The sequence below is a fragment of the Streptomyces sp. NPDC059455 genome (assembly GCF_042750115.1).
In the GTDB taxonomy this organism is placed as follows: domain Bacteria; phylum Actinomycetota; class Actinomycetes; order Streptomycetales; family Streptomycetaceae; genus Streptomyces; species Streptomyces endocoffeicus.
In genome coordinates this window covers 1-13,505 of the sequence record NZ_JBHYVB010000259.1, presented here as the reverse complement: position 1 = coordinate 13,505, position 13,505 = coordinate 1, and the positions used below count along the sequence as shown (strand labels likewise).

At 67.8% G+C, this 13,505-nt stretch carries 11 protein-coding genes, 1 tRNA gene and 5 pseudogenes; 11 read left to right on the top strand and 6 right to left on the bottom strand.

What is annotated here, in order from left to right:
- Positions 1 to 25 precede the first annotated feature (25 nt).
- From ACFXB5_RS47835 to ACFXB5_RS47815, 5 genes and pseudogenes are all read left to right on the top strand, one after another.
- Positions 26 to 667 carry a winged helix DNA-binding domain-containing protein gene (locus tag ACFXB5_RS47835; protein WP_385220823.1) on the top strand — a complete coding sequence of 214 codons (642 nt, stop codon included), beginning with the start codon at positions 26 to 28 and terminating at the stop codon, positions 665 to 667.
- A gap of 127 nt (positions 668 to 794) precedes the next feature.
- Positions 795 to 871, top strand: a tRNA-Met gene (locus ACFXB5_RS47830).
- Between the two features lie 668 nt (positions 872 to 1,539).
- A complete protein-coding gene (locus ACFXB5_RS47825; RefSeq protein WP_385220820.1) occupies positions 1,540 to 1,956 on the top strand; it encodes a hypothetical protein in 417 nt (138 codons plus the stop codon).
- Positions 1,957 to 2,019: 63 nt separating this feature from the next.
- Positions 2,020 to 2,478, top strand: a complete 459-nt coding sequence (locus ACFXB5_RS47820; protein ID WP_385220817.1) for a glutathione peroxidase — start codon at positions 2,020 to 2,022, stop codon at positions 2,476 to 2,478.
- A gap of 332 nt (positions 2,479 to 2,810) precedes the next feature.
- A pseudogene (locus ACFXB5_RS47815) lies at positions 2,811 to 2,966 on the top strand (IS701 family transposase); the annotation flags it as partial.
- Positions 2,967 to 3,065: 99 nt separating this feature from the next.
- On the opposite strand, the pseudogene ACFXB5_RS47810 reads toward ACFXB5_RS47815, so the two are convergent.
- Both ACFXB5_RS47810 and ACFXB5_RS47805 read right to left on the bottom strand, forming a co-directional pair.
- Positions 3,066 to 3,254, bottom strand: a pseudogene (locus ACFXB5_RS47810) (IS701 family transposase); the annotation flags it as partial.
- A 207-nt stretch (positions 3,255 to 3,461) separates the two neighbouring features.
- The gene (locus ACFXB5_RS47805) at positions 3,462 to 4,064 is read right to left on the bottom strand and encodes a TetR/AcrR family transcriptional regulator (RefSeq protein ID WP_385220814.1); all 603 of its coding nucleotides are present in this window, start codon (positions 4,062 to 4,064) and stop codon (positions 3,462 to 3,464) included.
- Positions 4,065 to 4,145: 81 nt separating this feature from the next.
- Here ACFXB5_RS47805 and ACFXB5_RS47800 point away from each other — a divergent pair, with 81 nt between their 5' ends.
- The 6 genes and pseudogenes from ACFXB5_RS47800 to ald all read left to right on the top strand — a co-directional run bounded on the left by ACFXB5_RS47800 (position 4,146) and on the right by ald (position 10,912).
- Entirely contained in the window at positions 4,146 to 5,396 is a 1,251-nt protein-coding gene (locus ACFXB5_RS47800; protein WP_385220812.1) for an aminotransferase class III-fold pyridoxal phosphate-dependent enzyme, read from the top strand.
- Positions 5,393 to 6,656, top strand: a pseudogene (locus tag ACFXB5_RS47795) (MFS transporter). The gene ACFXB5_RS47800 and the pseudogene ACFXB5_RS47795 overlap by 4 nt, the downstream one beginning before the upstream one ends.
- A gap of 104 nt (positions 6,657 to 6,760) precedes the next feature.
- Positions 6,761 to 8,116, top strand: a complete 1,356-nt coding sequence (locus ACFXB5_RS47790) for an amidase (protein ID WP_385220809.1) — start codon at positions 6,761 to 6,763, stop codon at positions 8,114 to 8,116.
- Positions 8,113 to 9,084, top strand: coding sequence for a carbohydrate kinase family protein (locus tag ACFXB5_RS47785; protein WP_385220806.1), 972 nt, complete (start codon positions 8,113 to 8,115; stop codon positions 9,082 to 9,084). Before ACFXB5_RS47790 ends, ACFXB5_RS47785 begins: the two co-directional genes overlap by 4 nt.
- Entirely contained in the window at positions 9,071 to 9,709 is a 639-nt protein-coding gene (locus ACFXB5_RS47780; RefSeq protein ID WP_385220803.1) for a class II aldolase/adducin family protein, read from the top strand. Before ACFXB5_RS47785 ends, ACFXB5_RS47780 begins: the two co-directional genes overlap by 14 nt.
- Positions 9,710 to 9,829: 120 nt before the next feature.
- Positions 9,830 to 10,912, top strand: coding sequence for an alanine dehydrogenase (gene ald / locus ACFXB5_RS47775; RefSeq protein WP_385220800.1), 1,083 nt, complete (start codon positions 9,830 to 9,832; stop codon positions 10,910 to 10,912).
- A gap of 159 nt (positions 10,913 to 11,071) precedes the next feature.
- Here the strand turns inward: ald and ACFXB5_RS47770 are convergent.
- The 4 genes and pseudogenes from ACFXB5_RS47770 to ACFXB5_RS47755 all read right to left on the bottom strand — a co-directional run.
- Positions 11,072 to 11,236, bottom strand: a pseudogene (locus ACFXB5_RS47770) (integrase core domain-containing protein); the annotation flags it as partial.
- An 825-nt stretch (positions 11,237 to 12,061) separates the two neighbouring features.
- Positions 12,062 to 12,319, bottom strand: a pseudogene (locus ACFXB5_RS47765) (methyltransferase domain-containing protein); the annotation flags it as partial.
- 128 nt (positions 12,320 to 12,447) lie between these two features.
- Complete coding sequence (locus tag ACFXB5_RS47760) at positions 12,448 to 12,666, bottom strand: hypothetical protein (RefSeq protein ID WP_385220797.1); 219 nt, start codon at positions 12,664 to 12,666, stop codon at positions 12,448 to 12,450.
- 1 nt (position 12,667) lies between these two features.
- On the bottom strand, positions 12,668 to 13,411 hold the full coding sequence (locus ACFXB5_RS47755) for an ABC transporter substrate-binding protein (protein WP_385220792.1): 744 nt from the start codon (positions 13,409 to 13,411) through the stop codon (positions 12,668 to 12,670).
- Positions 13,412 to 13,505 lie beyond the last annotated feature (94 nt).

Genomic DNA, 13,505 nt, shown 5'->3' with positions numbered 1-13,505 from the left:
TCGTCCAAGCCCCCGACCAGCTGACATCCGCGGCACCCCAGGGGGTGGGGAATTCCCCCGACAAACCCCCTGGGGAATTACGCCGTCGTCGACAGGCAAGGGCGGGCAGCCGGTGTACGCGACGGTGGAGGAGTGGCTGGGGCGGGCGGTCGAAAGCCCCGACCCGGAGACCGTCGTCAGGCGGTATCTCGGCGCTTTTGGCCCGGCGGGCGTCGCCGACCTGCAGAAGTGGTCCGGGCTGACGGGGCTGCGCCAGGTCGTGGCCGGGCTGGGGCTGCGGACGTACCGGGATGATCAGGGACGGGTGCTGTATGACCTGCCGGACGCGGGCCTGCCCGACCCGGATACCCCGGTGCCCGCGCGTTTCGTCGCCGATTTCGACAACCTGGTGCTGTCGCACGCCGACCGGTCCCGGATTCTCGGGGAGGTGGCTCCGGGCCGGGTGATGACGGCCAACGGGATCGTTCGCGGCACGGTCCTGGTCGACGGATTCGTCGGCGGTACGTGGAAGTTCGAGCGGCGGCGAGGTGAGGCGGCGGTGCTGGTCGAGCCGTTCGGGCGGCTCGGGATCGCTGACCGGGAGGCGCTGGAAGCGGAGGGCTCCCGGCTGCTGGCGGCCACCGATCCGCAGGCGTCGGCCCATGCCGTCCGCTTTACAGGTAGTTGAGTTCGGCCCTTGACTCGACTGCATCCGTCAGGCTGCCGGAGCCAGAGAAGGCGCTCCCGCACCGAACACCAGGGACGTGGAGTACGTCGAACCCCTTCGCCCGCGCCGTGTAGGGTAGGCGGACCGACGCGGGGTGGAGCAGCTCGGTAGCTCGCTGGGCTCATAACCCAGAGGTCGCAGGTTCAAATCCTGTCCCCGCTACCAACGCACCGGCCCCCTCGACGCCATGTCGAGGGGGCCGGTTGCGCATCCGGGCACTGCCCTATGTTCGACCGACGCCGAGACACGCACCCCGCTTCGCGAGGTCGACCATCGCGCGGACTTGGCTTGAGGACGCCCTCCAGTGCGAGGACGGGGCCGCGGCGCAGTAACGGTGGGCGGCAGACCCGAACGCCCTGTGCAAAGGTCCGCCGTATATCGCTCACTACGCTCGGGGCCGTGACAATGAATCGGCCAGTGATCGGAGCCACGCCCGCCTCTCTGACATGTCAGCCGCGCCAGGCTGGTCTGCCGGGTGAGAAGGGCACGGGCGCTGCCCCTTCATGGGTGGGCCGGTGCGCCGTGGGTTCGAGGTTCCGGTTGAGTGGGCTGCCGAGGGTGCGGCTGTGCCGCGTACTCCCCGGCACAGTGGTGTCTGTCGACGAGACCGACGCTGTGTGGAATCCGTCTGCGAATGCTGGTTGTGGCCGGTCGGGTCGGGCACATCGTCCGCAAGAGGAGGGCGTGCTCATCCTCGCCCTGGCGTAGATCCTTTGTTCACCGTTCCTGGAGGTACTCCGAGGTCGTCGAGCAGCTGATGCATGACGCGGACTGGTAGGGCCGCGTTCTGTGCCGCACCGGATGCCGCTTCGGGGTCGGCCAGCAGTTCTTGGATGCGTTCGAGTGGCAGGCGCACGTCCCCGCGCGGCGGCATCGCGCACCCGCGCACTGGGGTCACGGCTGAGGCGGTCGATGAGCCCGGCCGGGGCGTCGGGATCGTGCACGGCGAGCAGCCGCACTCCTGGATCGGCGTTGTCTGCGAACCGGGCGAGTCCTTTCCGAGGAAATTGCGGCCTGGCCAGCATGTCGGGGCGGCTGTAGCCATCCCACGTCAGTGCCGTGCGCAGCAGCAGGCCGGGCGGGGCCGAGGGCTGGAACTCGCACAGCATCAGCCGGACAGCGTCGTCTTCATCCTCCGCCAGCTGTTCGACGAGGTCGGAGGGGAGACGCGGGTGGACAGCGGCACTCCGGCGCAGCCAGATATGGGCAGAAGCGGCGGCTTGGCGAACCACCGGCTCACCGCCGGCTAGGACCCAGCCGAGGGGATGCAACCGATCCCGGGGAAGCACCTGGTAATCGATCCTGGCCCGCTGTTGCCCACCACCCTCGGCGCCCACCAGGACAAGGTGCTGCTGCTGGTCAACGTGGCCTCCAAGTGCGGGCTGACCCCGCAGTACGAGGGCCTGGAGCGGTCGCAGCAGCGCTACGCCGAGCGCGGTTTCACCGTGCTTGGCTTCCCCTGCAACCAGTTCGCGGGCCAGGAGCCCGGCACCGGCGAGGAGATCCAGACCTTCTGCTCCACCACGTACGGGGTGTCCTTCCCGCTCCTGGAGAAGATCGAGGTCAACGGCGAGGGGCGGCATCCGCTGTACGCCGAGCTGACGGAGACCGCGGACGCGGCGGGCGAGGCCGGCGACGTCCAGTGGAACTTCGAGAATTTTCCCCCAAAGACGTCTCAGGCTTCCAGAGCGTGGCCGCTCTGTAGCTCCTCGGCGCGCGCCTCCCATACAGGCACCACTTCCACTCGAACCGGCCCCGGACGCTGCGGCTGATGAAGCACCACCCGGCCGGAGGTCCGCCCCGTTCACAAACCCGACGAGCGAACCAACCTCCTGGCCCGGTACACCTAGTACTCCAGCCGGACTTCTCCATTCCTGCTGGTCAGCGGCCTGGGGGTGGGGAGTGTAGCGGGGTGGGAGCGGGTGTGGGGCGGTCTTTGTGTGGCTGTCCCGCGAAGGTGTGGCCGCGCTGCATGCGGTGACGGTGCTTCGGACAGCTCGCGTATGTGATCAACGATGTGCCGACGAGCGTGTGGGAACAGGGACTGGAAGAACTCTTTCTGGGGATCGGGGCCCGTTTCACCCGTGTGGAGCCCCGCCGCCGGATGCGGGACTACGTGCGCGGCCTGCTCGGGCCGGTGGGCCGCAAGAACGGCTGGCAGCTGGCCGAATACGCGGGCCACGCCACCCCGGACGGGCTGCGGCACCTGCTGGCCGGAAGTTGCTGGGATGCCGACGATATCCGCGATGACCTGCAGACATACATCGCCGAACACCTCGGCACCCCCGATGGCGTGCTGATCATCGACGACAGCGGCTTCGGTACCCAGGTGTTCCACGGCGTAGGCGCGCAGGTCGTCGCGGACGGCGTCGGCGTCCCAGCGGGTGTAGCGCAGCAGGCGCTGCATCGGCCCGGGCCGGGCGTGACCGGCCTGTTCGGCCAGCTGCCAGCAGTTCTTCCGCTCGACACCCGACAGCAGCCCGAGCACATAGGCGCGAGCGGTGGCCCGCGGCTCAACTCGGCCGAAGCGTCCCGCAATCTGAGCCATGGCCTGGTCGAACATCGCCCGCCAGTGGACAGGGTCTACGCTATGGCCTGCGGCCACCGCACGATCTTCAGGAGTCCACACAACCCCCGATGATCACGCGGTGGCCGTACCCGTTCCCAGCCGGGTCCACCGCAAGATCGCGAAACCAGACTGGAGTACTAGCTCGAGTGAGCGGTTTACAACTCGGTGACGGTCGTGGTGATCCGTCTATCGCCGCGATGCCCCGACGGCTTCGATCAGGAAGAGTTCAACCAGCTCTCGTTGACGGGCGGGCGTCGCGATGTGCGGTGTGACGACGGCTTGGGCAGACAGGGCATCGATCAAGATGAGCGCCTGATGTGCGGCGATTGCGTCACTGCAATCGCCGGCTGCGCCAGTCTCCTTGCGGGAGTCGGCGATGAGTTGCTCGAGGAGCGGCATCCACTCGTCGACCCGTTCTTTCCGCATGGCGCGGAAGTCCTCATCCGTGGCGGCGAGGTTCCACGCGCTGACCTCGACGCGCGCCTCGAGGAGGCGTTCGTCGTCCAGCGGCAGTGCTTCCAGGATGACGGCGCGCAACGCGTCCACGCCCTTCAGCTCGCGAACACGATCGGCGATCCGCTCACCAGCGCGTGAGTACGCCAGCTCATGCGCGGAGATGATCAGCTCACGCTTGGTGGGGAAGTAGTGCTGAAGCGTCCCCGTCGACCAGCCCGTCTCCGCCGCGATTGCCCGAAGTGTGACGTTTTCCACGCCGACGCGGGCCGTCACCTTCCACACTGCCGGGAGCAACTCCCTTCGGCGGTTGTCGTGATCAACCACTTTCGGCATCGGGCGATTCCTCTCCTCGCGAAACACGTTTGTCATACGGCTGTATTATTTTGGTCGAATGAAATAAAGTACGGTCGCACCATGGTACTTGCAGCTAGCGATCTCGAAATGAGCGCCGCCCTGTCGGCTCGAGCCTCCCAAGTCATCCCCGGCCCGGGTGGTATGTACGGTCACCTCTCGAGGGGCGTGAATCGGCTCACGCCCAACTTCCCTCAGTTCTACGACCGTGGCCTGGGGGCCACCGTCTGGGATGTCGACGGGCGCCCGATCCTCGACGCGATGTGCGCATGGGGGCCGATGGTGCTGGGGTACGCCGACAAGGGTGTGATCTCGGCACAGGAGCGACAGCTCCGCCTCGGTGACACGCTCAACGGGCCGAGCCCCCTGATGGTTGAGCTCGCGGAGCTCCTCGTCGACACCGTCGATCACGCGGACTGGGCTCTCCTCGCCAAGAACGGCAACGACGCTACGGCGTCGGCCGTGCGCATCGCCCGCGCTGCGACGGGGCGGTCGAAGCTGCTCAAGGCCCGCAAGGCATACCACGGTGCGAACGACGCGTTCACGCCGATCCCCGTTGGGGTCGCTCCCGGCGACCGACAGAACATCATCGAGTTCGACTACAACGACCTGAACTCCCTCGAGGCTGCGGCGGAAGTACACGTGGGAGACGTCGCTGCCATCATCGTCACCCCCCATCAACACGACGGCATCGTCCCGCAGGCCGATGTCGACCCCTCCTTCGCCCGTGGTGTGCGAGCGCTCTGCGATCGCATAGGCGCCGTGCTCATCCTCGACGAGGTGCGCACCGCGATGCGGATCGACCTTCGCGGCGCTTGGACTCCGCTCGGGGTCGCCCCCGACATCACCTGCGTCAGCAAGTCGATCGGCAACGGTGCGGCGATCTCGGCCGTGCTCGGTGTCGATTCTCTGAAAGAAGCGGCGGGCTCGATCTACGTCACGGGATCGTTCTGGTTCTCCGCCGCCCCCATGGCAGCGGCCATCGAGACGATAGCTCGCCTGCGCGACAACGACGGCATCGGAGTGATGGTCGCCGCCGGTACCCGCCTGCGCGAAGGCCTGCAGACGGCAGCAGCCAACGAGGGGGTTGGGATCCTGCAGACCGGCCCGGTGCAGATGCCCCTGCTGACCTTCGACGATGACTCGGATCTGAGCAAGGCGTTCCTCTTCGCGTCGGTGGCGCTCGACAACGGTGCCTTCTTCCACCCGTGGCACAACTGGTTCATGTCGACCGCGCACACTCCCGAGGTGATCGATGCGATGGTCGCCGCCGCAGTTCCCGCCTTCGCCGCAGTCGCAGAGGAGCACTCATGAAGCAGATCGCAGACCTCCAGGTGGCGCCGCCGGCGCCGCAGCCCACGCGTGGCCGGTGGCTGGTCCTCGTTGTTCTCGTAGCGCTGAACCTGGTCGTCTGGCTCGATGAGCTGAAGTTCTCACAGCTCTCGCCGTTCTGGTCCAGTGCGCTCGACCTCGACGCGGCACAGACCGCGTCGATCCTGTCCGCGTACTACATCGGCTACGCCCCGGCCCTGCTGGTGGCAGGGTTCCTCGCGGACCGCTTCGGGCCGCGGCCGCTCCTGATCGTCGCGGCGGGGGGAGTCACCGCACTCTCCGTCGCCATGGTCGGAGTAACGACGGCGGGTGAGATGTTCTGGCGCAACGCCGTCTTCGGTATCTTCTTCGGCTTCGTCTGGGCGCCCAGCAACCGCATGATCGCCAACTGGTTCGATGCCGTCGATCGGACTCGTGCGACGTCGATATGGCTCGCAGGCCCGAGCGTCGCCGGCGTGCTGACGCCGATCATTGCGCTGCCCATCGCGAAACATCTGTCCTGGCAGGCGGCGTTCCTCATCATCGCGATCATCGGTTTGCCCGCGCTCATCGCGCTGTTCTGGACGCCGAGCTTCCCCAAGGGCCACGTCACGGAGGCGGCCGATCGCCTCACGCTCAAGCAGGTCGGTGCGGAAGATCCCCAGTCTGTGGATCATGACAGGGGCGGCCCTTCTCGCAGGCGCCTTCGCGCTGTCGTTGTCCTGGTCCTCGTATGGGCTGATCACCATGGAGGGTGTCGACGCGGACGCGGTTGCAGCGATCGCACCGCTGTTCGGTGTGTTGCCGGTGATCTTCGCTTTCGTTAACGGTTCGATCCTCATACGGCTCTTCCGCGGACGCACGAACCTCTACATGGCGACCGGCCTCGTGCTGTGCGCGCTCGGCTACCTTGCGGCGTCGGCACTGCCGCTCGGCTGGGTGGCCTGGGCCTTCTGCATCCTGCTACCTATGGGCCTGGCGAACTCGATGTTCTACGGCACGCTCACTGCCTACTGGTCCGTGTTGCTGGGGTCCCGGGCGACCGGCACCGCGACCGGTCTCGCCACCTGTGCGCAGATCGTCTCGGCGTACGTCCTCGTGCATGTCAGTGGGGGCTGGTTCGACACGTCGGCCACCGGTTTGCACCAGCTCAACCCGATCTTCACCGTCGGCGGCGTGCTCCTGCTCGTCGGGGCAGGCCTCACGCTGCTCGCCAAGCGCATCACTATTCAGACGTCCGACCACCTCGGCGCCCGCCACTGAGCCGACCGACGAAGAACGGGACCCACATGTCACACGAAATCACCTCGCTCACCGCTGCCGAGCTCGCCGATGCCTACCGCGCCCGTACGCTGTCGCCCGTTGAGGTGGCCGAGGCGGTCATCGCCCGGATCGATGCGCTCGAACCCGACGTGCACGCCTTCTTCACCCGCACCGACGAGATCGCCCTCGAAGAGGCCGCAGCCTCGGAGAAGCGCTTCGCTCAGGGCGTTCCCCTCAGCCTGATGGATGGCATCCCCTACTCGATCAAGGACCTCGAGGAGACCGCGGGAGTTCGCACGACGGGCGCGGACCCGGCTCGCCGAGATGAGGTTCCCGACTTCGACACCGCCGTGGCGGGCCGCCTGCGCCAGTCGGGTGGGGCGCTGCTCGGCAAGACCTCCGTGCCCCATATCGGCTACAAAGACTCGCCTGAGAATCTCCTCTTCCCCGACACGGGCAACCCGTGGAACACCGGTCGCAATCCGGGCGGCTCGTCCAGCGGCGCGGCCGCGGCCGTCGCCGCCGGCTTCGGCCCGCTCGCGCAGGGCTCGGACGGCGCGGGGTCGATCCGCATCCCGGCAGCACTCTGCGGCGTTGTCGGATTCAAGGCGACCCTGGGCCGTGTGCCCGTCTGGCCCAATGCTCTGCCCTACGGGTCGACCGTCCACAACGGCCCGATCGCCCGCTCCGTGCGCGACGCCGCCCTGATGCTGGACGCCATGGCCGGGCCGGACCCCCGCGACCCCAACAGCCTCCTTCCCGTCGACGGCACCTCATATTTCAAGGCGGTCGAGAAGGTGCCCGTCTCGCCGCGGATCGCCTACTCGATCGACTTCGGCTACGGAACCGTCAGCGACGCCGTCCGGGGCACGATCGAGAACGTCGTACCGGCCGTGGCCCGCGAACTGCACTGGGGAATCGAGCAGCGAGACCCTGGTTTCGGCGACCCGGGAGACGCGCAGGAGACGAGGTGGGACGCGCTCATGGCCGCGGCCTTCGGTGAGCGCCTCGTCGCTCAGCCCGACGACTTCGAGCCGATGTTCCAGGAGATCATCCGCGCCGGGCTCAAGCACAGCGCCCTCGACCTGATGCGCGCGGAGTGGGGGCGCTCCCTCGTCAACAATGCGCTGGTCGACTTCTTCAGCGAGGTCGACTACCTCGTGTCTCCGACGATGCCGATGGGGGCCTGGCCGCTGCGCACCTATCCCACGACGGTGGACGGCCGTGACCTGCCCGGCGGCGCCGTGCTGCGTCGTGCGTTCCTGTGCTGGCCGTTCAACCTGACCGGCAACCCCGCCATTACGATTCCTTGCGGCCTCGACGACGGGATGCCGATCGGACTGCAGGTCGTCGGGCGCAAGAACGACGATGCGGGCGTGCTTCGTGTCGCAGCAGCTATCGAGCGGGTCCTCCAGTTCGACATCGCGCCGGCGCACGCCGCCGTGGCGGTGACGGGATGAGCTCGTCGAGGACGCGCAGCGTGGTCTCCTTCGGCGCGTACATCTTGGACTGCCTCGTCGCTCCCGTCTCGCGCATCCCCGACGGGCAAGGAGGGGAGTTGGTCGATGAGATCGTTCTTAGCCCCGCAGGCCCTGCGGGAGGGACGGCGCTCGTGCTGGCGAAGCTCGGCATGAAGGTCCGCAGTGCCGGATGCGTCGGAACGGACGCATCCGGAACCCTGCTCATGTCGCTCCTCGAGGAGGCAGGCGCCGATGTCGCGAACATGCGACGTATCGACGGTGCAACGACGTCCGCGAGTGTGCTGCCGATCCGGCCTGACGGCTCACGACCGGCGTTGCATGTCATCGGTGCGAACACCGCGCTGAAGGATGCGGTTCCGTGGGACGCGATCCGCGAAGCGGATCATCTGCATCTCGGGGGACCTGAATTTCTGGGTCCCGAGGAGGCGGCACGGGTGCTCGCGTTCGCCCGGGCGCATGGAGCGACCACCTCGGTCGACTCCATCGCGGCCTCCTCGCCCGAGGGGTTCGCCCTCTTCGCCGACGCTCTTCCGCTGGTCGACTACCTGCTCCCGAACGACGAACAGGCGCTCGGGTGGACGGGGGCGGACTCGGTCGCCGAAGCCGCCCGCCGTCTGTACGCGCGCGGTGCTGCTGCCGTGATCGTCACTGCAGGCGCCGACCCCACGATGATCGTCGACGCCCGGGGAGAGCGCACGGCGCCCGTCTTTGACGTCGATGTGGTCGACACGAGCGGCTGTGGCGACTCCTTCTCGGCCGGCTTCCTCGCCGCCGTCCTGCAGCATGGCGCCAGTCCGGACGAGGCGGCGGTAATCGGCGCCGCCACCGCCGCCCATGTTGCGAGCGGTCTCGGAACGAGTTACGGGCGATACACCTTCGCGTCCATCACAGACTTCGCAGCATCCGCTGCGAGGAAGAAAGAAGCGGTCGCACATGGAGGAAGTTGACGAGATCGTTTACACGTGCCGGCACCTGGCGGCCGAGGGTCTTCTCGTCGGTACGGGCGGCAACGTGTCGATGCGCACCGGTGACAGCATCCTCATCACCGGGACCGGGGTGGTCCTTGCCGAGGCCGTCCCGGACGACATCGTGCGCATCGACCTGGCGGGCCGGCAAGTCGACGGCCGGGTGCGGGCCTCCTCGGAGTCGCTGCTGCATGCCCGCGTCTACGCGGGGACCGACGCGGTCGCGGTCGTGCACACGCACTCGCCGGCCGCCACTGCGGTGACGCTGCTCGCGGACGAACTGCCTGCCCTGCACTATCAGCAGCTCCAACTCGGCGGGAGCACCCCGGTCGTCGATTTCCACGTGTTCGGCACCAGCGCGCTGGCGGATGCGGCGCGCGCGGCGATCACCGGCCGCCAGGCGGTGCTGCTCGCGCACCACGGTGCCGTCGCCATCGGGCGCTCGCTGACGGATGCGGCGAAGAATGCCTCTCTGCTCGAGTGGGCCTGCAACCTCTACTTGCGGGCAGCTGCGGCAGGCGCACCGCGATCGCTCTCGCCGGAACAGCTCGCCGGGGTTGCCGAGGCGGCGACCGCGCGCGGCTACGGCACCCGTCAGCCACGTTGACACCGCAGCCTCGGATCCGCCTCGCGGGAGGCGGGCGGCTCGTGCGCACGAACGACGTTCGTCGCGCCCTTGTGCACCTGCACATCACAACCAATCACCCCCAGGGAAGAGGAGATCGTCATGCGAATCGGCGTGCCGGCGGAGATCAAGAACAACGAGAATCGCGTCGCGATGACCCCGGCCGGAGTCGACGCGCTCGTGCGTCGGGGCCACGACGTGGTCGTCGAGACGGGGGCGGGCGTGGGAAGCGGGTTCTCTGACGACGACTATCGTCGCGCGGGCGCATCGCTCGACTCCGCAGCCGCCGTCTGGGCAGCGGCCGAACTTCTGGTCAAGGTGAAGGAGCCCATCGCCGCCGAGTACGGCTACCTGCGCGAGGGCCTCACACTTTTCACCTATCTGCATCTGGCCGCCGACCGCCCCCTCACCGAAGCGCTGATATCGGCGGGCACGACGGCCGTCGCCTATGAGACCGTGCAGACGGCTGATCGGGCGCTGCCTCTCCTTGCTCCCATGAGCGAGGTTGCGGGTCGCCTTTCCATCGTCGTCGGCGCCAGTGCGCTCCTGCGATCCGGCGGTGGACGGGGTCAGCTACTCGGAGGAGTCCCCGGAGCGCCGAAAGCCAAGGTGGTCGTGATCGGCGGCGGTGTCGCCGGGGAGCACACTGCGGCGAACGCGCTCGGTCTGGGTGCCGCCGTCACGGTGATCGACATCTCGCTGCCGAAGCTCCGTCAGCTCGAGGCGCGATTCGGCGGGGCGATCCAGACGTGTGCGTCGACGCCGTACGAGATCGCCGAGCAACTCGCCGAGGCGGACCTCGTCATCGGTTCGGTTCTCATTCCAGGAGCAGCCGCCCCCAAGCTCGTCACGGACGAGATGGTCGCCCAAATGAAGACCGGCTCCGTACTCGTCGACATCGCGATCGACCAGGGCGGGTGCTTCGAAGGTTCGCGCCCCACGACGCATGACGCACCCACGTTCGCCGTGCACAAGTCGCTTTACTATTGCGTCGCGAACATGCCGGGTGCCGTTCCTCACACCTCGACCCGCGCGCTCGCGAACGCCACGCTTCCCTACGCCCTTGCGATCGCGGATCTCGGCTGGGACGAGGCCTCGGCACGTGACGCGGCCCTCGCGCGCGGCCTGAACGTGAGCGGAGGCGTCATCGTGAACGAGCCCGTGCGGGCGGCTCTCGCGGTATGACCAACTCCCTCCAGGACATCCGGCGGCACCGAAACGCGCAGGTATTACGGTCGACGTGTATCAGACCCGCGAAACGGATAAATTCAGTCCACTGGCACGATCACTTACCACTCAACCTCGACCCACGGCACGGAGGCCGGCGCTAGGTGTACCGGGCCGTCACATTGGTGCCAAGCGGGTGATTGGTGGGCGGCCTCCGAGGGCTGAGTGGCGTCGTCCAGTGTTGTAGTGCTCGAGCCAGGGCGCAAGCGCTGCCGTCCGGTCGGCGTTGCTGAGGAAGATCCGCCGGTAGGCCCATTCGGTCTGCAGGGTGCGGTTGAAACGCGCCGACGATCGCGCCGGTGAAGTGGCGGAAGTCCACGCGGCCGCCGGGTCAACCGAAGACCGACCGCACGCGGCCACCGTCGTCCGCCTCGCCCATCGTGGCGATTGATCAGCGCCGGCTTTCCACGGGAGGCCGCTCCGGAAAGGAACCGCTCGAACGCGTCGGCGGCGTGACCGGAGAAGTGGCTGGGTGGATAGCGGCGGCGCAGGTGCTGGTGTCCGAACCGAGCACTGCCTCCGTTCAGGTGATGGTGGCCGACCAGCCCTTACGCGAGAGTGTGACCGCCCCGTCGGGGTGACGGTCACCGTGGCGCCACGGACAGGGAGGTCGCCGTCTACGGCGAGCCACGTGCGGATGCGCTCAAGTTCGTCCCACAGCCGCCGCGGCCCGCCCTGATGCACGGTTGGCGATTCCCGGCGTCCTGCTGCTGTGGCGCGGGCCCAGGAGCCGTCGGCATGGAGCATGTAGACGGTGCGGACGCCGTCGTCAGTCTGGTGCCGGCGGTGGTCGATGCCGGGCGCGAGGAGCTCGAGGGTGGAGCGCACGTCCCAGGTGTCAGGCACGTACATCAGTGGATAGCGGCTGGTGGTGATGCTCTCGCCCTCAGCGTGCTGAGCGGGCTGCCATACCGGGGGGTTTTCCGGAAAGGTGTCGTCGTAGTCTTCGCCGTGGCGTGCGCTCATGAACCCGGCCGGCTCCGGTGCGACGTAGCCGGCGGCACCGCCGTCGGGGGTCTTGTCCACGACGATGACGAGCCCCGTTTCAGCGAGGGTGGTCACCAGCCGTCCGTCGGGGGTGAGCGCGTTCAGCCAGGATCTGGGCACGGCGGGCATTGAGACGGTGGAGATGATGCGGTCGTAGCCACTTTCGGGGAGGTCGCCGGTCAGGTCGCAGGCGTCGATGCGCGGGTAGTGGCCAGCAGCGGCCAGCCGTTCACGCGCTGCTTCCACTAGGTATGGGTCGACGTCCACGCTCGTGACCTGTTCGTCGCGGAGGCGAGCACAGGCTAGGGCGGTGCCGTATCCGCTGCCGGTGGTCACCAGCAGGCGTGAGGTATCGGTGATGAACGCGGCCCTGTACATCATCAGCACCAGGTGGGCAGCGTGGAAGACGAGGTGGAGCGGCTCGCTCGCCCCCGGGGGAGGGTCTGGCCCGCCTTGGCGTGGTCAGCGTGCAGGGTGCCGACGCGGGTGACGAGAGTGGTGTCGGGTTAGACGTCCCGCAGCCACGCCTCGGTGTCGCTCGCGCCGTCGCGCAGCTTCCACACCTCCTCGCTGTCGCTTTCCCTGGCCTTGGTCCACCACCGCGGCACGAACAGGTGCCGCGGTGTGGTGGCCAGCGGCTGATACCAGCGTGATTCGGGGCGGATCACGGTGCCGCGGCCAGCCGCTGTGCCGCTGATTCCCAGTCCTGCAAGGTGGTCCTCCATTTCAGCCCGCAGAGTTCGGGGTGATGAGCAGCAGCAGGTCCGGGTCCTTGCTGGCCACGGAGTCGATGATCGGCGTGAACTCGCGGGTCGACAGCAAATAGGTTCTCTCGTCGACGACGGTGAATCCGTGCTTCCTGGCGTTCTCCACGGCGCCGATGATGGGGTTGTGGGCGAATTCCGCGTCCGCTGAGATGAAGGCGACGGTGCGGGGACGCGGCACCTGCCGGGCGGCGAGCTCGAAGAAACCCTCTGTGAGCGCAGAGCTGGGGTTTGGTCCGGTGGGTATCATCGCGAAGTAGTTCGGGTACTGCCGCTCGGCGTTGACGTCGAGTCCCATCAGTCCCACGAAGTATCGGTTGTGTTCGGCGATGAGCGGCATCGCCGGAGCGAGCGTGTTCGTGCCGTAACCGCCGAGCACAAGGTCGACCTCGTCGACGTCCATCAACCGCCGGTAGATGCCGGGGACCAGCGTGCCATCGGTTCGATCGTCGTAGACGACGAGCTGGACGGGACGCCCGAGCAGTCCACCGCGGCTGTTGATGTCGTCGGTCCAGATCTTCTGCGCGAGGAGGGCCGAACGCCCGTTGAGGCCGAGCGGGCCGGTCAGAGACATGCTCACTCCGATCGTGATCGCCTCGTGCCGGTCGTTCGCCGCCGGATACCGCAACGCGCGCTCCGAGTGGGCTGCGTCGTTTCCCGTGCTGCCCTCGTCTGGCGCGTCTGTGCCTGTGGCGGTTGCGGACATGGCCATCCTTACGATGCTCTGCGGCGCTTGTCTTCGGGGTGTACGGTCGCCGACCGCTCGTTGGAACACGGGGAGGCCGTCCGGCGCTCACGGC

Bases quoted from the DNA above. Each gene is read 5' to 3' on its own strand.
- ACFXB5_RS47755 (WP_385220792.1), bottom strand. From the start codon at position 13,411: ATGTCCGCAACCGCCACAGGCACAGACGCGCCAGACGAGGGCAGCACG.
- ACFXB5_RS47805 (WP_385220814.1), bottom strand. From the start codon at position 4,064: ATGCCGAAAGTGGTTGATCACGACAACCGCCGAAGGGAGTTGCTCCCG.
- ACFXB5_RS47780 (WP_385220803.1), top strand. From the start codon at position 9,071: ATGGAGGAAGTTGACGAGATCGTTTACACGTGCCGGCACCTGGCGGCC.
- ald (WP_385220800.1), top strand. From the start codon at position 9,830: ATGCGAATCGGCGTGCCGGCGGAGATCAAGAACAACGAGAATCGCGTC.
- ACFXB5_RS47760 (WP_385220797.1), bottom strand. From the start codon at position 12,666: ATGGAGGACCACCTTGCAGGACTGGGAATCAGCGGCACAGCGGCTGGC.
- ACFXB5_RS47785 (WP_385220806.1), top strand. From the start codon at position 8,113: ATGAGCTCGTCGAGGACGCGCAGCGTGGTCTCCTTCGGCGCGTACATC.
- ACFXB5_RS47825 (WP_385220820.1), top strand. From the start codon at position 1,540: ATGCGTTCGAGTGGCAGGCGCACGTCCCCGCGCGGCGGCATCGCGCAC.
- ACFXB5_RS47800 (WP_385220812.1), top strand. From the start codon at position 4,146: ATGGTACTTGCAGCTAGCGATCTCGAAATGAGCGCCGCCCTGTCGGCT.